The following is a 21,542-nucleotide window of genomic DNA, read 5'->3' on the forward strand; positions in this document are numbered from 1 at the left end:
CAGGAGTATTCGAATGTCTTCCTTCGATTTCGATCTTTTCGTCATTGGCGGCGGTTCCGGCGGCGTGCGCGGCGCACGCGTTGCCGCGTCCCTCGGAAAGAAGGTCGGCATCGCCGAGGAATACCGCTATGGCGGCACCTGCGTTATCCGCGGCTGCGTTCCGAAGAAGCTCTTCGTCTACGCTTCGCAATATAGCGAGCATTTTGAGGACGCAGCCGGTTTCGGCTGGACGGTGGGCGAAAGCACATTCGACTGGAAGAAGCTGATCGAAGCGAAGGACAAGGAAATCGCCCGCCTGGAAGGGCTCTATCGCAAGGGGCTCGACAATGCCAAGGCCGAGATCTTCGATACGCGCGCCGAGCTGGTCGATGCCCATACGATCCGCCTGCTGAAGACTGGCAAAACCGTCACGGCCGAAACGATCGTCGTTGCCACCGGTGGTACGCCGAACCTGCATCTGGCGCTTCCCGGCCACGAGCTCTGCATCTCTTCCAATGAGGCGTTCCATCTGGAAGAGCTGCCGAAATCGATCCTGATTGCCGGCGGCGGCTATATCGCCGTGGAATTCGCCAACATCTTCCACGGGCTCGGTGTCGAGACGACATTGATCTATCGCGGCGCCGAGATCCTATCCCGCTTCGATCAGGACCTGCGCAAGGGCCTGCATGAGGCGATGGAGGCCAAGGGCATCCGTATCCTCTGCCACGACATCATCGAGCGGGTGACGAAGACGGAAGATGGCCTGAGCGTTCTGACGAAGAACGATAAGCGGCTGACGGTGGACACGGTGATGCTGGCGCTCGGCCGCACGCCGAACACCAAGAATATCGGGCTTGAGGCTGCCGGCGTCGCGGTCAACGAACTCGGTGCCATCATCGTCGATGAATATTCGCGGACATCGGTGCCGAACATCTACGCGCTTGGCGATGTCACAGATCGGGTACAACTGACCCCCGTGGCGATCCATGAGGCCATGTGCTTCATCGAAACCGTCTACAAGAACAATCCGACCCGCCCGGATCATGAACTGATCCCGACCGCCGTCTTCTCGCAGCCGGAGATCGGCACGGTCGGCCTGACCGAAGAGGACGCCGCGAAGCGGTTTCGGGACCTCGAAATTTATCGTGCCCAGTTCCGGCCGATGAAGGCAACATTGTCGGGCCGCAGCGAGAAGATAATCATGAAGCTGATCGTCAATGCCGCCGACCGCAAAGTGATCGGCGCGCATATTCTCGGCCATGACGCCGGCGAGATGGCGCAGTTGCTCGGCATTCCCGTGAAGGCCGGTTGCACCAAGGAAGATTTCGACCGCACCATGGCCGTTCACCCGACGGCGTCCGAAGAGTTGGTGACGATGTATACGCCGAGCTATCGCATCCGTAACGGCGAGCGCGTATAAAGAATTAGGCAGCAATTCCAACCGCGCACAAAAGACCATCTTGAATAGATGGTTCGCCTTTGCAAGCAGCCGGCAAAGGTTTATAAGCGCGCGTTATTTATGACGGCGAGACACTTGGCAAAGACCGAGTGCGAAAACAGGTGAGTGAGATGGCACAGAATTGGACACCGAATAGTTGGCGGCAAAAACCGATCCAGCAGGTGCCGGAATATCCGGATCAGGCAGCGCTGGCGGCTACCGAAGCGCAGCTTGCAAGCTATCCTCCGCTCGTTTTTGCCGGTGAAGCTCGTCGTTTAAAGGCGCATCTTGCCAATGTCGCCGAAGGCAACGGTTTTCTGCTTCAGGGTGGCGACTGTGCCGAAAGCTTCGCCGAGCATGGTGCCGACACCATCCGCGACTTCTTCCGCGCCTTCCTGCAGATGGCCGTCGTCCTGACCTTTGGTGCGCAACTGCCCGTCGTGAAGGTCGGCCGTATTGCCGGTCAGTTCGCCAAGCCGCGGTCTTCGAACATCGAAACGCAGAATGGCGTGTCGCTGCCGAGCTATCGCGGCGACATCATCAACGGCATCGAGTTCACCGAAGAAGCACGCATTCCCAATCCGGACCGTCAGATGATGGCTTACCGCCAGTCTGCCGCGACGCTGAACCTGCTGCGCGCCTTCGCCATGGGCGGCTACGCCAATCTCGAAAACGTGCAGAAGTGGATGCTCGGCTTCGTCAAGGACAGCCCGCAGGGCGAGCGCTACCGCAAGCTTGCCGATCGCATCGGCGAGACCATGGATTTCATGCGCGCGATTGGCATCACTGCCGAGAGCAATGCGAGTCTGCGCGAGACCGATTTCTTCACCAGCCACGAGGCGCTGCTGCTCGGCTATGAAGAAGCCTTCACCCGCGTCGATTCCACCACCGGCGACTGGTATGCCACCTCCGGGCACATGCTCTGGATCGGCGACCGCACGCGTCAGGCCGATCACGCCCATGTCGAATATTTCCGCGGCATCAAGAACCCGATCGGTCTGAAGTGCGGTCCTTCGCTGCAGGCGGACGATCTCATCAACCTGATCGATATTCTGAACCCGGAGAATGAAGCAGGTCGCCTGACGCTGATCTGCCGCTTCGGCCATGACAAGGTCGCCGACAATCTGCCGCGTCTCATTCGCGCTGTCGAGCGCGAAGGCCGCAAGGTCGTCTGGTCCTGCGATCCGATGCATGGCAACACGATCACGCTCAACAACTACAAGACCCGGCCGTTCGAGCGGATTTTGTCGGAAGTCGAAAGCTTCTTCCAGATTCACCGCGCCGAGGGCACGCATCCTGGCGGCATCCACATCGAGATGACCGGCAAGGATGTGACCGAATGCACAGGCGGCGCTCGCGCCGTCGGTGCAGAGGATCTGCAGGATCGCTACCATACCCATTGCGATCCGCGCTTGAATGCCGACCAGGCGCTGGAGCTTGCTTTCCTGCTCGCCGAACGCATGAAGGGCGGCCGGGACGAGAAGCGTATGCGCGCGCACGGCTGATCGAAAGCTGTCATCATCATTTGCAAACGGGCCGGCTCATACCGGCCCGTTTTTTGTGCAAATCAATCCTGCTGAAGCGTCCTTCACTTCTTTGCATTTGACGCGACGGACATCGTCGTCGAAGTTGTCGCGAAAAGAGAGGGGATCAGCATGAATGACGATCACACCGGCGCTTGCCTCTGCGGCAGCGTGCGTTTCAAAACACGTGGCCCATTGCGGGAGGTGGTCGCCTGTCACTGCTCGCAGTGCCGCAAGCAGACGGGGCTCTACTACGCCGCGACCAATGTTCCCCTCGACAACATCACGATCGAAGGCGAAGACGCGATCACCTGGTATCGCGCCAGCTCCTTTGCCCGTCGGGGCTTCTGCCGAACCTGCGGTTCGGCACTTTTCTGGGTCGCCGACGACGCCGGGGAAATCTCGATCATGGCTGGCCTCTTCGATAATCCAAGTGACCTAAAGCTGGCCTACCATATCTATTGTGCCGACAAGGGCGATTTTTACGAGATCGGCGATGGATTGCCGCAATACAAGCAAGGGCGGCCGGGATTGCTGACGGCAGGGCCTTCGGACCGACCAGAGGGTGAGCAGTCAATTTATTCGGAACCCTCGAAATCGAAATCATCATCGATCGCGAGACCCGGAGGTCTTTGATGGCCATGGCGAATAGCTCTGATCTCTATCAGATCACCAGCGACTTCGTAGTCGACCAGATAATCTCCCATAGTGAATCTCAGAACGCCGGGGATCGGTAATTCGTCGCTCTGAAAGCCCATTAACGGGAAAAGAAGCAGGTTGGTTTTGAGCCGATTCAGGTCGTCGAGAAAACGGAGAGCTGCAGCCGGACTTCTATCCTTCAGATATTGCGCCTCCGACCTGATGTATGCTCTGGCGCCAGCCGAAAGGCGAACTCGTTTCAAGCGGCCGCCCCTTTGACGACCTTCGCCACTTCACTGATGACATCGTCGAGATCGTATGCTTCGCCATTCGCCATCTCCCGGCGAGCCTTGGCGATCTCCAATACTTCACGACCTTCGGATGCGAGATATGATTTAAGCGCGCGGACAAAAACCCAACTGCGCGTCCGCTCGCAAACCTCAGCGATCTCCTCAATCTCTGCAAGAATGTCAGCGGGAACCCGCAAGGTGATGGGGTCGGAAAGCTCTCTTTGATTTTTCATCTATTTCACCTCCGTTTGTATTACAAAATAGAAGAAGATCGCTGAAAGTCAATTTCCGATCCTGAGTATGGCCTTTGACATCAAATCCCGTTCTTCTGTGCGACGAGCCTGTTCAGTTTCGCTATTTCCTCTCGCACCGCCGACAGCTCTGTCAGGACATGCAAGTCGATCTTCTGATGCAGGGACAGCACTTCCAATTCCGCCTTGAGATTGACTTCGTAATCCTTCGCAGCTTCGAAGCGGTCGCGTTCGGCCTGGCGGTTCTGCGACATCATGATGATCGGGGCCTGGATGGCGGCGAGCATGGAGAGGACGAGGTTGAGGAAGATGAAGGGGTAGGGGTCGAAGGCGCGGGTCATGAGCACGATGGTGTTGACGACGCACCAGACGACGAGGAAGGCGAGGAACGCCAGAATGAAGGACCAGGAGCCGCCCACGCGTGCAATACCGTCTGCGAGGCGTTCGCCGGTGGATGCCTCGGCTGAAAAGGCGGCGTTGATATCGGTGGAAACGATTTTCCGCTCATGCGCCTTTTTCAATACGCGTTTTTCGATCTCGCCGAGCTCCTCGGCCGTCTTGTCGAAATGCTGATGAACGAAATTGGGTAGATTATACATGGGAACACTCCGAAGACTTGGTCAATTTGGCCGCAAGTATTCGACTGCCCGCAGGAAATGCAATGCAAAAAGGGTCGCAGTCTAGCTGCTTTGGTCTGCCAGCAAGACATGCGACGGGAAGAACCGGTCGAGCCCATATTCGTGTCCGAACATCGCGTCATGCTGTAGATAGCGATACTCGCGCATCAGCGGATCGAGATTTTGCTCCTTGCGAGCCCAATCCGGAAAAGCCTGATTGTCGCGCGTCGCCAATTGGTAACGGTCGACGATGGTGTATTTCTTCTGCAGGCGGCCGAGAAAGCCGGTGTAGAACGGGTGCTCGTAGCCGGCGGTCTTGAGGATGTGATAGGGCAGTTGCGACGGGCTGATCGTCCCGACATCCTTGCGCACGCCCTTTTTGCTCGACCAGATGACCAGTGGCGTTTCGTGCTCACGCTTCATGATGTCGAGTGGCGCTTTTCGGGTCGCCACCTGCTCGGGCATGTAATTCGTATCCGGATAGACCGTGCCAAGCGGCGGCAGGTGATCGCCCCAGAGGACGATGATGGTCTCACGGTCGCGCTTAGACGCCCAATCCATCAGCATTTTCAAGCTCTGGTCGGCTTCCCGCACGCCTTGCGTATAGGTCGCAAGCGTGTCTCGATCGGCGTCGCTCAGATCGCCTTTGATATCGACCGTGTTTTCCGCATAGCGATGCGGTTCGTACGGGCCGTGGCCCTGTAGTGTGACGGCGAAGAAGAAGAACGGCCGCTCCATGGCATCGCCCTCGCGCATGATCTCCTTCATCAGCGAGTCGTCGGAGGCGAAAAGGCCGCGCTTCTCCATGGGTGGCATGGTCTCCTCGGTGCGGAACTCCTCGAAACCGAAAGCCTTGTAGACTTCGTTGCGGTTCCAGAACCAGCCGCTGAATGGATGGATGGAACGCGCGGCATAGCCTTCGCCGCGAAAGAAGGTGGCCAGCGACGGCATCGGCCGGCGGACATATTGCTGATAGGGGATGCTGCCATAGGGCAGGAAAGCGTTGGAGAAGCCGGTCAGAGCTTCGAACTCGACATTGGCGGTCATGCCGCCGAATTCGGGGGAGAAGACATAGCCCGACTGCGCCACGCGGATGTTCGGCATGGGGTCGGGCGTAAAGGTCAGACCGGAAAGCCTGGTCGGGTCCCAGAAAGACTCGCTCATCAGCATGATGATGTCAGGTTTTTCGCGTGGGCCGGAAAGATAGCCATAGTTGCGGGCAGGTATGGCATCGATCACATTTTGCCCATAGCCCGCAGGCGCTTTGACGTCGGCCATCGGCAGGTTCAGCGAGAAGGCGATGATGAAGCCGTTGTAACCGTAGTTTTCCTTCTGATCCCAGACGATGGGGATGATGCGCAGCTTTTCCCTGATGAAGGAATTTTGCGTCGGATCCATCTGCGAGACGAAGACGGCCATGAATGGCAGGCAGACGGACAGCCGCGCGATCCTTGCATTGCGCGAAAGCGCTGTCGCATGTCGCCAAGTATAGCGCCAGAGAAGGGCGAGTCCGACGATCGAGGCGATAATCCCGAGAGCGACGGCAACCGCCGTCCACGGCCGCTCGCGCACGATCACCGGCATGAGTTCCAGGATCTGATGCGCAAAAAGGAAGTCCGAAGGATAGAGCGGATCGGAAAGATAATGCTGCTTCTGATTGGAGATAAAGGCCGGAACCAGGACGAGGGGCACAACCAACAAGATCGATTGGTGCGCCCGGCCGAACATGGCGTCAAGCACCAGCATCAGCAACATGACGATGCCGACCGTGGTGAAGCCGGGATGGATCGGCGACATGAAATAGTCGGGGAGATCCGTCAGCTCACCGCGCGCGACCCATTCGACCACGACGATGGTGGAAAGTGCGAGCAGGAAGGTCAGAATAAGGCTGAGAAGCTGACGTAAAGCCGTCTGTTGTCGGCTCGCGGCACCAAGCTTTTGTAGAGGGGCAAATCTGCCTGCCAACGCAGAACTGGGGACCAGCGCGACCAAAGGTCTCTCCAATTTAATAAAACCTTTATATAATTGTCACCTCTCTGTCATGAACGGCAGGTGAACCGCAAGGCTCCCTTAGTATTTTTCGGTGGTAAAATACGTCCTTTGCGAGCACCGCGATCTTTGACACATGGAGAGGGCGGAAGGCGGTTGCGGAACGGGGTTGCGCTCGCTAAATATATGGCATGACAGAACAAAGCCCCATCACCCAGACCATCCGCATCGCTGTCGCCCAGCTTAACCCGACGGTCGGCGATGTCTCCGGCAACCTTGCAAAAGCGCGGGAAGCGCGGGCTGAGGCGGCGCGCGAGGGCGCTCAGCTTGTGCTGCTGACGGAGCTGTTCATCTCCGGTTATCCGCCGGAGGATCTGGTGTTGAAACCGGCCTTTATCCGCGCCTGCCGGAAGGCTGTGGAGAGCCTTGCGGCCGATACCGCCGATGGCGGGCCGGGCGTCGTCATCGGCTTTCCGCGTCAGGACGAGACCGGTCGCTACAATTCGGTGGCCGTGCTCGATGGCGGCAAGATTATCTTCGTCAGGGACAAGGTTGATCTGCCGAACTATGGCGAGTTCGATGAGAAGCGGGTCTTCGACGAAGGGACCATTGCGGGACCGGTTAATTTTCGCGGCGTTCGCATCGGTATTCCCATTTGCGAGGAGATCTGGAACGATCTCGGCATCTGCGAAACGCTGGCTGAAAGCGGAGCGGAAATTCTTCTCGTTCCGAATGGCTCTCCCTATTATCGCGGCAAGGTCGATGTCCGTCATCAGGTTGCGCTACGGCAGGTGATCGAGTCAGGCCTGCCGCTCATCTTTGCCGCCCAGGTTGGCGGTCAAGACGAACTGGTTTTCGACGGCGCAAGCTTCGGCTTCAACGCTGACAAGTCCTTGGCCTTCCAGATGAGCCAGTTCGAAACCGCATTGGCGGTGACGACCTGGAAGAAGAACGGCAATGGCTGGCACTGCGCCGAAGGCCCGATGGCCCATATTCCGGAGGGTGAGGAGGCGGATTACCGCGCCTGCCTGCTGGGCTTCCGCGACTACGTGAACAAGAACGGCTTCAAATCGGTCGTGCTTGGCCTTTCCGGCGGCATCGACTCGGCGATCTGCGCCGCCATCGCCGTCGACGCACTCGGCGAAGAGCGGGTGCGCACCGTTATGCTGCCTTACCGTTATACCTCGCAGGATTCGCTGAAGGATGCGGCCGATTGTGCCAAGGCGCTCGGCTGCCGCTACGACATCGTGCCGATCGAGGAGCCGGTGACCGGCTTCACCTCAGCGCTTTCGGATCTGTTCGAAGGCACCGACAGCGGCATCACCGAGGAAAATCTGCAGAGCCGTGCCCGCGGCACCATTCTCATGGCGATTTCCAACAAGTTCGGCTCGATGGTGGTGACCACGGGCAACAAGTCGGAAATGTCGGTCGGCTATGCCACGCTCTATGGCGACATGAACGGCGGCTTCAATCCGATCAAGGACCTCTACAAGATGCAGGTCTATGCGCTGTCGCGCTGGCGCAATCTGCATGTGCCGCCGGGCGCGCTTGGCCCATCGGGTGAGGTGATCCCGTTCAACATCATCGACAAGGCGCCGTCCGCCGAGCTGCGGCCTAACCAGACGGACCAGGATTCGCTGCCACCCTATCCGGTGCTCGACGATATTCTGGAATGCCTGGTGGAAAAGGAGATGGCGGTCGAGGAGATCGTTGCGCGTGGGCATGATGTTGCCACTGTCCATCGCGTCGAGCATCTGCTCTATCTCGCCGAATACAAGCGCCGCCAGTCGGCGCCAGGCGTGAAGATTACCAAGAAGAATTTCGGTCGCGATCGACGCTATCCGATCACCAACCGGTTCCGCGATCGTTGATCGCTACGCCCCGCGGCAAGTGGAGAGCCAATGCGCAGTTCGGTCGAGATCTACAACATCCGTACCGGTGAAAGCCGGGTCGTCTGGCAGACTGAGCGGCTGGTCGAGGCGCCGAATTTTTCGCCGGATGGGCGCTATCTGCTGCTGAATGGCGATGGCCTGCTTTATCGGCTCGCGCTCGATGGCAAGGCCGAGGCCGTTCAAGTCGATACCGGTTTTGCGACGCTCTGCAACAACGACCATGGCATATCGCCCGACGGTTCGCTGATCGCCATTTCCGACAAGACGGAACATGGCAAGTCCTGCATCTATGTCCTGCCCGCCGAGGATGGCACGCCACGGCAAGTGACGCGCAATCTGCCCTCTTATTGGCATGGCTGGTCGCCCGATGGGCAGCGGTTTTCCTATTGCGGCATTCGCGACGATGTCTTCGATATCTACACGATCTCTATCGATGGCGGCGAAGAGACGCGGCTGACGCATGGCGAAGGCCGCAATGACGGGCCTGACTATTCCGCCGATGGGCAATGGATCTATTTCAACTCCAGCCGCACCGGCCTGATGCAGATCTGGCGCATCCATCCCGATGGTACCGGGCTGCAGCAGATAACCAACGACAATTACGGCAACTGGTTCGCCCATCCGTCGCCGAAGAACGACAAGGTCGTGCTGATCTCCTACGACCCCGATGTCTTCGACCATCCGCGCGATCTCCATGTCCGGCTGCGGCTGATGGATATGGATGGCGGCAATCTCACAACGCTGTTCGAGCTTTTCGGCGGACAGGGGACGATCAATGTGCCGAACTGGTCACCGGATGGTGACGAGTTCGCCTATGTCCGCTACGAGCCGGCCTGATCTCTCTGGACAGGTCAGATGGCTCGCTATAAGTTCCGGATCGTTCGCAGGGCGCATCCGATCCGCGGGAAGGGCAAGGCCCACCTGATGCATAGAACGTAAGACTGCCACACCTCTTTTCAGTCTGTGGGCGCGGATACCGGACGTGAATGAAAGGAGGTCTTTCGTGACCACGCGCTCTCTGGCGGGCAATGCCACCGTCGATTCCCTGAAAAAACAGGCCAAGGCCTTTCTGAAAGCCGTTCATTCCGGCGAGGCAGCGGCACGCAGTCGTGTCCAGCCGTATTTCGCCAATGCCGCCGAAGTCGGGCTTCAGGAGATCCAGCTTGTTCTTGCCCGCGAGTATGGCTTCTCAAGCTGGACAAAACTCAAAGCGCATCTGGAAAGCGCCAATCGCGAGCAAACGCCTCGCGATCAGCTCGCCAACCAATTCCTGTCGCTGGCGACGGTTTCCTACTTCCCTCATATCCCGGCTGATCCGGTACGCTTCGATGAGGCGCGGCAATTGCTGGAGGGTAACCCTGAGCTTGCCGAGGACAGTATCTACATTGCCGCGGCACTTGGCGACGCCGCCGGTGTGGCGCGCTGGCTCGATCGGCAGCCGCAGCTTCTTGATCGGAAAGGCGGGCCTTACGATTGGTCGCCCTTGCTCTATGCCACCTATGCTCGCCTGCCTGGCCACTCCAGCTTGCCGGCGGCGCGGGTCCTGATAGAGCGTGGAGCGGATCCCAACGCCTTCTTCCTCGACGGCGGTCAATATCGCTTCACGGCATTGACCGGTGTTTTCGGAGAGGGAGAAGCCGGCAAGGTCAGGCAGCCGCCGCATCCCGACTGCGAGGCTTTCGCGCGCCTTTTGCTCGACGCCGGCGCGGAGGTGAATGACAGCCAGGCGCTCTATAACCGGATGTTCGAGCCCGACAATTCCTGCCTGGAATTGCTGCTTGAGTACGGGCTTTCCGCTGTCGACAAGAACAATTGGCTGGTGCGCGAAGACGGTCTGATGGTGGCGAATTCGCAGACGGTGTTCGACTATCAACTGGCTTGGGCCTGCGAGAAACGCATTGGCGCGCGCGTCAGGCTGCTGGTCGAGCATGGGGCTGACGTTAACAAGCCGGTCAATGGCCGAACGCCTTTTGAATGGGCACGGATCGGTGGCGACAAGGATCTTGCGCTGTACCTTGTGCAAAAGGGCGCTGTTGCCGTTCGGCTCAAGACGGAGGACTGGGTTTATATCCAGATTATGACCGGTAATATGCCCGTCGATCTCGGGATATTTGCAGATCACATAAAGAGAATAGCGCGTGAGCTCGACATTCCCGAAGCGATGCAGCGGATTTACCCCGCGATGCTGCACGAAGCGGCGGGGGACAATGCCTTCGAGCCGGTCCGCCGGATGCTTGCTCTCGGCTTCGACGTCAACGCCATGACCAGCCGCACGCCGCTGCATGAGGCTGCCCTGCATGGCTATATCGACATGGCGAAGCTGCTGATCGAACATGGGGCCGACACCACCATCCGCGATCCCTATTACTATTCACCGCCGATCGATTGGGCGGAATACAACGGCAAGGAGGAGATGGTCGAATTCCTGAAGACGAAGCCGCTCGATGTCTTTGCGGCTGCCGCCTTTGGCCAAGTTGAGCAATTGGCCGCGCGTCTAAAAAAACATCCTCATCAGATCAACGTCCGCTTCGGCGATTTTCGTCCACACGGGCAGGCGAGCGCAGACCGCGACTGGTTGACGCCGCTCGGCTTTGCCATCCTCAATGCTCAGGTCGATGCGATGCGCTTTCTGCTGGAGCGCGGCGCCGATCGTTCGGTGAGAGATGCATCCGGCCTCTCGTACCGGGATCTGGCGCGGGAAACGGGCGATGAGGCGATCGTCTCGCTGCTCAAAGCGGCTATTGTGCCGGCTGCGGACCGGCCGCTTTCGGATGTTTGAGATCGATGCCACCTTGGTCGGTCGCGAGGAATTGCGGTCCGACCTGGCGCACCTTGTTTGCCGAGGGATCGTAAGGCCGGTCCGCCGGCATTTGTCTGGGTTGAATCTGGGTGACTGCCGGCGCCGAGGTCGTCGGCATCTGCCGTTGCGGCAACGTCGCGTCCGGCTGGGGCTTCCGCGTCTCGATTGACGTGACCGAGCTTTCGGGTTGCGCCAGCGACTGCTCTTCAGGTGTGTAAGGCTCCTGCTTCAACCGGGTGTTGATAACAGTGTCCGGCTCGGCTGACGCGGGAGCGTTGCAGCCATTGCGTTGCATGGTAGCGAGCAATTGGCGGCGTTGTGCCCCTTCGGCGTCGACGCGGGTCAAGCTCAACTCGCGCTCATCCATCAGTGAACCAAGGTCCTGCTGCATCCGGTCCAGCGACGTCTGCATCTCATCGCAGGCGCCACTATCCCCGGAGCCGGAACCGAAGATCACCACGCTGCTGTCGGAAGCACAGCCCTGATTGCGCATATCGCTCTTTAGCTGCCGGATCATGAGATTCTGTTGGGCGATAGCGCGCGAAAGCTGCCGTGTCTCGGCGCTGGCACCGACAACCTGCGTGATATTGGCAAACCGGCCGTGCAGTTCGTCGCAGAGCGTATTCGTCTGCGCCGAAGCCGGCGATGCAACCAAGAGGGACAACAAAAGACAGGAGAAGGAATTTCTGCCGCGGTTCACGATTTTGCTCTTCGAAAGCGGTTCGACTTTGAGAAAGAATACAGCGTGGAGCTTAACAACGTCCCTATCAGAAATACACTTCTGGTAGGAGGATTCCTGCGAAATGATCAAAGACGGAGCATGGCTTCGCCTCTTGTCGCCGTTTGGTGACTTTGCCAGGCAAATTTTCGACACAATCGGAAACCGACCGCCATGAGCCCGTCGGACCGCCTCAGAAGACGGTCCGACAAGGTTGTTGCCTCAATTCGGCTGGGAAGCCTCGACCACAGCAAGGGCCGCCATATTGACGACGCCGCGCGACGTGACGGACGGCGACAGGATGTGGGCGGGGAGCGCCGTGCCGAGAAGGATCGGGCCGACATGCAGGCCGTCGGTCATGGTCTTGACCACGCCGAGGGTGATGTTGGCGGCGTCGAGATTTGGGAAGACCAGCAGGTTTGCTTCGCCGGTAAGCGTGCTGTCCGGCATGACGTGACGGCGCAGGCTTTCGGAGATGGCGCTGTCGCCATGCATTTCGCCGTCGACTTCCAGCTCCGGTGCCATTTCGCGGACAAGCGCCAGGGCATTGCGCATCTTGGTCGCGCTTTCCGATTCCCGCGACCCGAAATTCGAATGCGAAACGAGAGCGGCCCGCGGCGAAATGCCGAAGCGTTTGATTTCTTCGGCTGCCAGCACCGCCGACTCGGCGATCTCCTCGGCATTCGGATTAAAGGTGACATAGGTGTCGGTGTAGAAGGTCGCGCCGCGCTGCGAGATCAGCAGGCTGAGCGCCGAGAAATCGCGAACATCGGGGCGTTTGCCGATGATCTGGCGTACGACGCGCAGATGGCGTTCGTAACGGCCTTCGAGGCCGCAGATCAGCGCATCGGCCTCGCCGCGCTTCAGCGCCAGGGCGCCGATGACGGTGGTGTTGGTGCGCACGATCGTTCGCGCTGCTTCCGGAATGACACCGCTGCGGCCGACCAGCGAGAAATAGAGCTCGACATATTCGCGGAAGCGCGGATCGTCTTCCGGATTGATGACGGCGAAATCGGTATTCGGCCGGATCTTCAAGCCATAGCGCTTCAGGCGGGTCTCGATAACGGACGGACGTCCGATCAGGATCGGAACCGCAGTGCCTTCTTCAAGAAGAACCTGGGCAGCGCGCAGCACGCGCTCATCCTCGCCTTCGGAGAAGACGACGCGCTTGCGCTCCGCGGTTTTGGCTGCGGCGAAAATCGGCTTCATGATGAAGCCGGAGCGGAAGACGAAGCGGTTGAGTTCGTCCATATAGGCGTCGAAATCGGCAATCGGGCGCAGGGCCACACCGCTTTCGGCCGCGGCTCTCGCAACGGCGGGCGCAATGCGCAGGATCAGACGCGGGTCGAAGGGCGAGGGGATCAGGTAATTCGGCCCGAAGACCGGCGTTTCGCCGGTATAGGCGCGTGCGGCAACATCGGACGGCTCCTCGCGGGCAAGCGACGCGATGGCGCGCACTGCGGCCATCTTCATTTCCTCGTTGATCGTCTTGGCGCCGCAGTCGAGCGCGCCCCGGAAGATATAGGGGAAACAGAGGACGTTGTTGACCTGGTTCGGAAAGTCCGAACGGCCGGTGCAGATCATCGCGTCCGGTCGGGCGGCACGGGCGAGATCCGGCATGATTTCTGGTGTCGGATTGGCGAGCGCCATGATCAGCGGCTTCTCCGCCATCTGCTCCAACAGCTCAGGCTTCAATACGCCGGCGGCAGAGAGGCCGAGAAAAACATCGGCGCCGGGGATCGACTCGGCAAGCACGCGCTTATCGCTCTTCTGGGCATAAACGGACTTCCATTCGTCCATCAGCTCGGTACGGCCTTCATAGACGAGGCCTTCGATATCGTGGACCCAGATGTTTTCACGCTTGGCGCCGAGGATGACCAGCAGGTTGAGGCAGGCAAGCGCCGCCGCGCCGGCGCCCGAAGCAACGATCTTGACGTCTTCGATCTTCTTGCCGGCCAATTCAAGCCCGTTGAGAATAGCGGCGGCAACGATGATGGCGGTACCGTGCTGATCGTCGTGGAATACCGGGATCTCCATCTTTTCGCGCAGACGACGTTCGACGTCGAAGCACTCGGGCGCCTTGATGTCTTCCAGATTGATGCCGCCGAAGGTCGGCTCCAGCGCGGAAATCGCGCTGACCATCTCATCGACGGTGGGTGCGGCAACTTCGATGTCGAAGACATCGATGCCGGCGAATTTCTTGAAGAGTACAGCCTTGCCTTCCATTACGGGCTTGGAGGCAAGCGGACCGATATTGCCGAGACCGAGGACGGCCGAACCGTTGGAGATGACCGCGACGAGATTGCCGCGCGAGGTGTAGTCGAAGGCCGTTTCCGGATTGTCGCGGATGGCAAGGCAGGGCGCGGCAACGCCGGGAGAATAGGCAAGCGCCAGGTCGCGTTGGTTGCCGAGCGGCTTCGTCGCCTGGATTTCCAGCTTGCCGGGACGGGGATAGCGATGAAAGAAGAGAGCCTGGTCGTCGAGATTGCCACTCGCCATGTTCTTGGCTGCCTTCGATGTGTCGTGCGTATCCATTACGCTCCTCCATTCCTGCTTGCGCGCTCGCGTTTGATTCCCCCTGCATACATCAATCACCCAGGGTGCACAGTATGCAATTGACGCGGACAGAAGGTTTTTTGTCGCGTCGTTTTCAGAATTGTTTTTCCGGTCCGCAAACGCTGACTTCCGGACCCGATGGTAAGCGAAGGGCGAAAATGCGTCACATGGGGGTCACGGCGCTGGCCTATGAGGGCAAAAACGGAGGAACGCTCATGACCCTCATCGCTTCCCACCGCGGCGGTACGCATCTGTGGCCTGAAAACACCCGGCTCGCCTTTTCCGAAACCGCCAAGCTCGATGTCGATCTCGTCGAATTCGATGTGCACCAGACGCGTGACAACAAGCTTGTCATCCATCACGACGCGTTGATCGACCGCATGACGGATGGCAAGGGCGCGATCGCCGATTTCAGCTATGACGAACTGATGCGCCATATCGTCATCGGCAGTGGCGGCGAGACCATTCCGACACTTGCCCAGACCATCGATATCTTCGGGCCGTCCGCGGTCGACCTTCGCTTGGAGATCAAGGCGAGGCCGGACGGAAAACCCTATGAAGGCATGGAAGGCCGTATTGCGGACGAGCTGTTGGCGACCGACATGCTGCAGCGGACAATGGTGACCAGTTTCGCGCTCCCGCGCCTGGAGGTTTTCAGCGTCGCGCTGGAGGAGCGTGGCCTGAATGCCGGCGAACTTCTGGGCCTTATCTTTCTCTGTTCGCCCTTGATGGTCGCGCAAATCGGCTGGAGAGGCGTCATTGCCGCACTCGGCCGGTTTGGCGTCCGCGAGATTGCCTTGCGGGCCGAGTCCATCGATGCCGAAGTAACGGAGTTCTTTCGGAAAAACGGCGTGACGGTGCACGGCTGGGCGGCTCACACCAGCGAGGCAGCAAAGGCGATGTTTCGCCTCGGTGTCGCAAGTTTCACAACCGATCGCCCAGATCTCGCCATAGCTGCAAAGCGCGGCTGATCTTGCGCGATAGTCCTATCGCACAGGATTTGTCATCATCCTGAAACACGAGTCTGGTTTTGGAATAGCCAACGTAGGATAGGGCACGGACATAGAGTTCGTGAATGAAAACATGAATGTCAGGCGGTTTCGAACGCTATTCATTTCTGACGTGCACCTCGGCTCGAAAGCAGCCAAGGCGGACTATCTGATCGATTTTCTGCGCCATCACGAAGCGGACACCATCTTTCTTGTCGGCGACATCGTCGACGGCTGGCGGCTGAAGCGCACCTGGTACTGGCCGCAGGATTGCAACGACGTGGTGCAGAAGCTGCTGCGTAAAGCGCGCAAGGGCACCCGCATCGTCTATATCCCCGGCAATCACGACGAATTCCTGCGCGATTTCCCCGGCATGCATTTCGGCGGCATCGAAGTGGCGCAGCGGGCGATCCACGAGACCGCTGACGGCAAGAAATACCTCGTCCTGCACGGCGACGAATTCGACGTCGTCGTCCGCAACGCGCGTCTGCTCGCCTATCTCGGCGATTGGGCTTACGATATGGCGATCCTCATCAATGTCGGCCTCGCCGCGGTTCGCCGCCGCCTGAACATGCCCTATTGGTCGTTCTCGGCCTGGGCGAAGCTTCAGGTCAAGCATGCGGTCAACTTCATCGGCGAGTTCCAGCGCGTTGTGGTCGAAGAGGCCAAGCGCAACGATGCCGACGGCGTCATCTGCGGCCACATCCATCACGCCATCATCGAGGATTTCGATGGCATCCGGTATATCAACACCGGCGACTGGGTCGAAAGCTGCACGGCGATCGCCGAGCATGAAGACGGCACTTTCGAGCTGATCACCTGGCAGACGATCACCGAGGTACAGCCGGTCGGCGCCGCCATCGAGGATCTGTCGGAAACCCTTGGGGTGCGGGCGGCATAATATGCGCCGCTCACGCATCCGATAACGCGCCGTCACATTTTTTGATCGTCGTTATCTGATTGCAGCCTCATATTTTCCCTGAAACGTTTCGATCGGGCTATTTCTCGCCATAGTCGTATTCACGATGGAGTGATAGGGAGCAATCAGTTTCCCTTCAGGTCTGTCATGATTCCCGCGACAAAATCTCTCCAGGGCGAGGGCGCTCCTCCGCATTTTCGTTTGCGCACCGCCTTGTCCTATTGTGCTCCGTTGCTCGTCAACGGGATCGCCTTGCCGTTTTTCCCCGTCTGGCTGGCGGGACTGAATTTCGGTGACCGCGAGATCGGTCTCATCCTCGCTGTACCGATGGTGGTTCGCGTTCTTGTCGTGCCCATTGTCGGCATCCTGGCCGATCGCGTCGAGGAACGTGCGAATGTGTTGTTCTGGTCGGGCGCACTGTCGCTGCTGACGGCGATCGCGCTTTACTGGACAAGCGATTTCTGGCCGGTTCTGCTGGTCTACGGCATTCAGGGGGCGACATACGCGCCTTACTTACCCGTCGTGGAATCGATCGCCATTTCCGGCGTGCGGCGCTGGCGTTTCGATTATGGCTCGATGCGCGTATGGGGATCGATTGCTTTCATCTTCTCGACCCTTATCGGCGGTCAGATGATCCAGAAATGGGGTGGCAGCATGGTTCTGCCCAGCATGGTCGGCGGCTTTTTCCTGACGACGGTGATGGCCTTCTTCTGTCCGCGCATTGGACCGACACGCCGGCGCAATCAGCCGATCAACCTGCAGGCGCCGACCGGCGGCGGGCTGCGCTCACCGCAGTTGTTGATCACCATGATCGGTGTGTCGGTGCAGCAGTCCAGCCATGCCGTGCTGTATACCTTCGCGTCGATCTATTGGCGGACGCTCGGTTTTTCCGGCACGCAGATCGCCGTCCTCTGGAGCATAGGGGTCGCGGCGGAGGTCATGGTCTTCTTCATGTCGAAGATGCTGAGCCGTCGTTTCAGCGCCTGGACGCTGATTTTCTTCGGCTCAAGCATGTGTGTCCTGCGCTGGATATTGTTTCCGATCAACTTCGGTTTCATCGGCTATTTCGTGCTGCAGTGCTTTCATTCCTGCACCTATGCCTGCGTCCATACCGGCATTCAGCGCCGTATCGTCGCCTCGGTGCAGGAAGCCCAGGAGGCTTCCGCCCAGGGCTCTTATTTCTTTTATAACGGCATGTTTCTCGGGCTTATGACGCTTGCTTCCGGCTATCTCTACGCGTGGCTCGGTGTTTCCAGCTATTATGTCATGGCCGGTGTTGCAGCTTTCGGCCTCGCCATGGTGGTGCTTGCCCGCAATCTTCAGCCCCACAGTTCCGGGTTTGGCGAAAGGGCGGGCGAGGCCTCCTGAAGGCGGGCAAAACGAATTCATTTGGATATCAAAATGCTATGGCATATTTTGACATCGGCGCGGCATGGAAATCGCCTATGCACTCGGATATTAACCATTACCGTCGAGCTGGGATTCCTGAGTCGGCGATTGTGACGCAAGATCTGAAAGACGCATGAGTTTGAAAGCAGCCGAACAAAGCCCCGATGCACCGAGGATCGATGACGAGCCTGATGGCAACGGGCATCGCTATCGGCTGGAAGGCAATTGGCGTAGTGCCAATGTGCACGGCGTGTTGCGGCAGATCGATCAGCTTACGAAACAGCATGGCGGCGATCATGTGGTGATCGATCTCTCTGATCTCTCCGATGTCGACACCGCGGGGGCGCTGCTGATCCGTCGCCTGAGGGAGAGCCAGGAAGCGCACGGCGTTACGGTCAGCATCGACGGCTCCAATCCCCATATCGATGAGCTGCTTACCGCCTTTACCGAAGACCCGAACCAGGAGGCGGCGGAGCCCAAGCCAAAGAAATCGCTCGCGGAACGGATTTTCGCACCGATCGGCGAAAGCGTTTACGAGATATGGGGCAATCTCGTCGCGGCCATGTACATACTCGGTTCGGCGGTGCGCGGCGCGCAGCTCAAGTTCGGGCGCGGCAGCGGTGTTTCGCCGGCTTCGATCGTCAATCAGATCGACCATATGGCGGTGCGCGCCGTGCCGATCATCCTGCTGATGTCCTTTCTGATCGGTGCGATCATCGCGCAGCAAGGCGCATTCCAGCTTCGCTATTTCGGCGCCGAAATCTTCGTCGTCGATCTCGTCGGTATCCTGCAATTGCGCGAAATCGGCGTGCTGCTGACCGCCATCATGATCGCCGGCCGTTCAGGCAGCGCCATTACTGCCGAAATCGGCTCGATGAAGATGCGCGAAGAGGTCGACGCCCTGAAGGTCATGGGTCTGAACCCGGTCGGCGTTCTGATCTTCCCCCGGCTGGTGGCATTGACCGTCGCGTTGCCGCTGTTGACCATCCTTGCCAATTTCGCCTCGCTTGGCGGCGCGGCTGTGGTCGCCTGGGCCTATTCCGGCATCACCTTCGCCACTTTCGTTTCGCGCCTGCACGAGGCGATCAGTCTCTCCACCGTCATCTCGGGCATGATCAAGGCGCCGTTCATGGCGCTGGTCATTGGCATCGTTGCTGCGGTCGAAGGGCTGAAGGTGGGTGGCAGCGCCGAATCGCTTGGCCAGCATGTGACGCAGTCCGTTGTGAAATCGATTTTCGTGGTGATCCTGATGGACGGGCTGTTTGCGATGTTCTACGCAGCGATCGATTTCTGAGGGCCGGCAAGGATGAGCGCGCTTCACTCGGAAATCCCGTTGGACAAGGATGAGCAGGGCAGAGATATCGTACTCTCCGCGCAGGACGTGACCGTCGCTTTCGGATCGAAAGTAGTGCTCGACAAGTTGAACCTCAATATCTATCGCGGCGAAATCCTGGGTTTCGTCGGCGCTTCCGGCGCAGGTAAGTCGGTGCTGCTGCGCACAGTGCTGCGGTTGCTGCCGCGCCGTTCCGGCAAGATCGAGATCCTCGGCGAAGACTATGACAAGCTCTCGGAGCCGGAGCGCAACAGGCTGGATATGCGCCTGGGCGTGCTGTTCCAGCAGGGCGCGCTGTTTTCCTCGCTGACGGTGAAGGAGAACATCCAGGTACCGATGCGGGAATATCTCGATCTGCCGCAGGCCCTGATGGACGAGCTGGCACATCTGAAGATCCGCATGGTTGGCCTGGCCGCCGATGCTGCCGATAAATATCCGTCCGAGCTTTCCGGCGGCATGATCAAACGCGCCGCCCTTGCCAGGGCCCTGGCCCTCGACCCAGATCTCGTTTTCCTGGACGAGCCGACATCCGGCCTTGATCCGATCGGTGCAGCGGAATTCGACGAGCTGATCGCCAAGTTGCGCGACACGCTCGGCCTGACGGTCTATATGGTGACTCACGACCTCGACAGCCTGTTTTCCGTTTGCGACCGTATCGCCGTTCTCGGACAGAAGCGGGTATTGGTGGAGGGAACGGTTGAAGACATGCTGGCCTGCGACGACCCTTGGGTGCAGTCCTATTTCCGGGGCAAACGTGCGCGATCAATCGTGCCGCGGGAGGACATAGGGAATCGCAACGACGACAATGGCGCTGGCGCCAACAGCCGCAAGAAGTAACTGGAACAATGGAAACCAAAGCCAACTACACGATCGTCGGGTTCTTCACGCTGCTGGTCATCGCAGCCGCCTTCGGCTTTGTCTATTGGATGGCGGAATATGGCCGCGGCGGTCCGATGGCCGAGCTGGTCGTTCGCATTCCTGGTTCGGCAAACGGCCTCAGCGTCGGCTCGCCCGTCCGCTTCAATGGCATTCAGGTCGGCTCCGTGCAGGGGCTTTCGATCGATGCCGATGATCCGAACTATTCGCTGGCCTTTACCGAAGTGCGCGCCGACGCGCCGGTCTATACGTCCACCAAGGCCATTCTGGAAATCCAGGGCCTGACGGGTGCGGCCTATATCGAGCTTTCCGGCGGTCGCAATGGCGACGAGAACATCCTCAAGCGGTCGATCGAAACCGGTAAGCGGGCAGTATTGCTCGCCGACCAGTCGAGCGTGACAAACCTGCTTGCTACCGCCGACAAGATCCTGAACCGCGCCAACGACACAATTGGCGACGTCCAGGGCTTCATCTCCGACTCCCGAGGGCCGCTGACCGATACGGTGCGCAACGCGCAGAAGTTCTCAAAGGCGCTGGCTGACAATTCCGACAATATCGACAAGTTCCTCGCCAGCGTCGGACAGCTCTCCGATACCATCAAGAGCGTATCGCCTCGTGTCGAATCGACGCTGGATGCGATCGAGAAGCTGGTGCGCGCCGTCGATGCGAACAAGATCAATGACGTCGTCAACAATGCCGACAAGATCACCGCCAATGTGGCTGACGCGACGACCGATCTGAAGGGGACGATCGCATCCTTCAAGAAGACCGCCGATACCTATACGACCTTCGGCGAGAATGCACAAAAGACCCTGGACCGCGTCGATGCGATCATAGCGCAGATCGATCCCAACAAGGTGAAGGGTTCGATGGACGATATCGCCGAGGTGACCAAGGACGCCAGAAAGGCCGTGATATCTATCCGCGATGTTGCCAATTCGGTTGCGGCTCATCAGCAGGATATCGATCAGACGATTGCCAATGGCAAGGATATTTCCAACAAGCTGAATTCCGCCTCCAACAAGGTCGACGGCATTCTCACCAAGGTCGACTCGCTGCTCGGCTCCGGCGATACGAAGTCGCTGTTTGCGGAGGCAAGGGACACGCTCCAATCCTTCAAGACGATGGCGGACAATCTCAACGCCCGGATCGGGCCGATCGCCGACAACCTGCAGAAGTTCTCGAGCGGCGGCCTGCGCGACGTGCAGTCTCTCGTCAACGATATGCGAGGCACGGTTAATAACCTTAACAATACAATCACTAACTTCGACCGCAATCCGCAGCGCCTGATTTTCGGCGGCGATACCGTCAAGCAATATGACGGCCGGGCGAGGCGTTAATGAA

General features: G+C 59.0%; 17 protein-coding genes and 1 pseudogene. 12 read left to right on the plus strand and 6 right to left on the minus strand.

All coding sequences use genetic code 11. From position 1 onward, the window contains the following. Window positions 1-13: 13 nt before the first annotated feature. From gor to GGD50_RS11105, 3 genes and pseudogenes are all read left to right on the plus strand, one after another. The gene (gene gor / locus GGD50_RS11095) at window positions 14-1,399 is read left to right on the plus strand and encodes a glutathione-disulfide reductase (RefSeq protein ID WP_107108259.1); all 1,386 of its coding nucleotides are present in this window, start codon (window positions 14-16) and stop codon (window positions 1,397-1,399) included. A 149-nt stretch (window positions 1,400-1,548) separates the two neighbouring features. Continuing rightward, window positions 1,549-2,922, plus strand: coding sequence for a class II 3-deoxy-7-phosphoheptulonate synthase (locus GGD50_RS11100; protein ID WP_107108258.1), 1,374 nt, complete (start codon window positions 1,549-1,551; stop codon window positions 2,920-2,922). Window positions 2,923-3,072: 150 nt separating this feature from the next. Beyond that, a pseudogene (locus GGD50_RS11105) lies at window positions 3,073-3,495 on the plus strand (GFA family protein); the annotation flags it as partial. Between the two features lie 23 nt (window positions 3,496-3,518). Here GGD50_RS11105 and GGD50_RS11110 read toward each other — a convergent pair. From GGD50_RS11110 to GGD50_RS11125, 4 genes are all read right to left on the minus strand, one after another. Continuing rightward, the gene (locus tag GGD50_RS11110; RefSeq protein ID WP_107108256.1) at window positions 3,519-3,842 is read right to left on the minus strand and encodes a type II toxin-antitoxin system RelE/ParE family toxin; all 324 of its coding nucleotides are present in this window, start codon (window positions 3,840-3,842) and stop codon (window positions 3,519-3,521) included. Continuing rightward, on the minus strand, window positions 3,839-4,102 hold the full coding sequence (locus GGD50_RS11115) for a CopG family ribbon-helix-helix protein (RefSeq protein WP_107108255.1): 264 nt from the start codon (window positions 4,100-4,102) through the stop codon (window positions 3,839-3,841). The genes GGD50_RS11110 and GGD50_RS11115 overlap by 4 nt, the downstream gene beginning before the upstream one ends. An 80-nt stretch (window positions 4,103-4,182) precedes the next feature. Further along, window positions 4,183-4,719 carry a DUF1003 domain-containing protein gene (locus GGD50_RS11120; protein ID WP_107108254.1) on the minus strand — a complete coding sequence of 179 codons (537 nt, stop codon included), beginning with the start codon at window positions 4,717-4,719 and terminating at the stop codon, window positions 4,183-4,185. Window positions 4,720-4,800: 81 nt separating this feature from the next. Then, entirely contained in the window at window positions 4,801-6,729 is a 1,929-nt protein-coding gene (locus GGD50_RS11125; RefSeq protein WP_107108253.1) for an LTA synthase family protein, read from the minus strand. 188 nt (window positions 6,730-6,917) lie between these two features. Between GGD50_RS11125 and GGD50_RS11130 the strand changes: the two genes are divergently transcribed. The 3 genes from GGD50_RS11130 (at window position 6,918) to GGD50_RS11140 (ending at window position 11,397) form a co-directional block, all read left to right on the plus strand. Next, complete coding sequence (locus tag GGD50_RS11130; RefSeq protein ID WP_107108252.1) at window positions 6,918-8,597, plus strand: NAD+ synthase; 1,680 nt, start codon at window positions 6,918-6,920, stop codon at window positions 8,595-8,597. 30 nt (window positions 8,598-8,627) lie between these two features. Continuing rightward, window positions 8,628-9,455: a TolB family protein gene (locus tag GGD50_RS11135; protein WP_107108251.1), complete on the plus strand. Its 828-nt coding sequence runs from the start codon at window positions 8,628-8,630 to the stop codon at window positions 9,453-9,455. A gap of 166 nt (window positions 9,456-9,621) precedes the next feature. Beyond that, complete coding sequence (locus GGD50_RS11140; RefSeq protein WP_107108250.1) at window positions 9,622-11,397, plus strand: ankyrin repeat domain-containing protein; 1,776 nt, start codon at window positions 9,622-9,624, stop codon at window positions 11,395-11,397. Here GGD50_RS11140 and GGD50_RS11145 read toward each other — a convergent pair. Beyond that, window positions 11,357-12,118: a hypothetical protein gene (locus tag GGD50_RS11145; RefSeq protein WP_107108535.1), complete on the minus strand. Its 762-nt coding sequence runs from the start codon at window positions 12,116-12,118 to the stop codon at window positions 11,357-11,359. The genes GGD50_RS11140 and GGD50_RS11145 overlap by 41 nt on opposite strands. A 240-nt stretch (window positions 12,119-12,358) precedes the next feature. Beyond that, complete coding sequence (locus GGD50_RS11150) at window positions 12,359-14,671, minus strand: NADP-dependent malic enzyme (RefSeq protein WP_107108249.1); 2,313 nt, start codon at window positions 14,669-14,671, stop codon at window positions 12,359-12,361. A 236-nt stretch (window positions 14,672-14,907) separates the two neighbouring features. On the opposite strand from GGD50_RS11150, the gene GGD50_RS11155 reads away from it, so the two are divergent. From GGD50_RS11155 to GGD50_RS11180, 6 genes are all read left to right on the plus strand, one after another. Next, window positions 14,908-15,663, plus strand: coding sequence for a glycerophosphodiester phosphodiesterase (locus tag GGD50_RS11155; RefSeq protein WP_181316062.1), 756 nt, complete (start codon window positions 14,908-14,910; stop codon window positions 15,661-15,663). Window positions 15,664-15,775: 112 nt separating this feature from the next. Further along, entirely contained in the window at window positions 15,776-16,582 is an 807-nt protein-coding gene (locus tag GGD50_RS11160) for a UDP-2,3-diacylglucosamine diphosphatase (RefSeq protein ID WP_107108248.1), read from the plus strand. Window positions 16,583-16,747: 165 nt separating this feature from the next. Further along, window positions 16,748-17,968 carry an MFS transporter gene (locus GGD50_RS11165; RefSeq protein WP_107108247.1) on the plus strand — a complete coding sequence of 407 codons (1,221 nt, stop codon included), beginning with the start codon at window positions 16,748-16,750 and terminating at the stop codon, window positions 17,966-17,968. Between the two features lie 154 nt (window positions 17,969-18,122). Beyond that, entirely contained in the window at window positions 18,123-19,283 is a 1,161-nt protein-coding gene (locus tag GGD50_RS11170) for an ABC transporter permease (protein WP_107108246.1), read from the plus strand. A 12-nt stretch (window positions 19,284-19,295) separates the two neighbouring features. Then, window positions 19,296-20,159: an ABC transporter ATP-binding protein gene (locus tag GGD50_RS11175; RefSeq protein WP_107108245.1), complete on the plus strand. Its 864-nt coding sequence runs from the start codon at window positions 19,296-19,298 to the stop codon at window positions 20,157-20,159. Between the two features lie 8 nt (window positions 20,160-20,167). Beyond that, complete coding sequence (locus GGD50_RS11180) at window positions 20,168-21,538, plus strand: MlaD family protein (RefSeq protein ID WP_107108244.1); 1,371 nt, start codon at window positions 20,168-20,170, stop codon at window positions 21,536-21,538. Window positions 21,539-21,542 lie beyond the last annotated feature (4 nt).

Source organism: Martinezella paranaensis (assembly GCF_014200235.1).
Classification (GTDB): domain Bacteria; phylum Pseudomonadota; class Alphaproteobacteria; order Rhizobiales; family Rhizobiaceae; genus Rhizobium; species Rhizobium paranaense.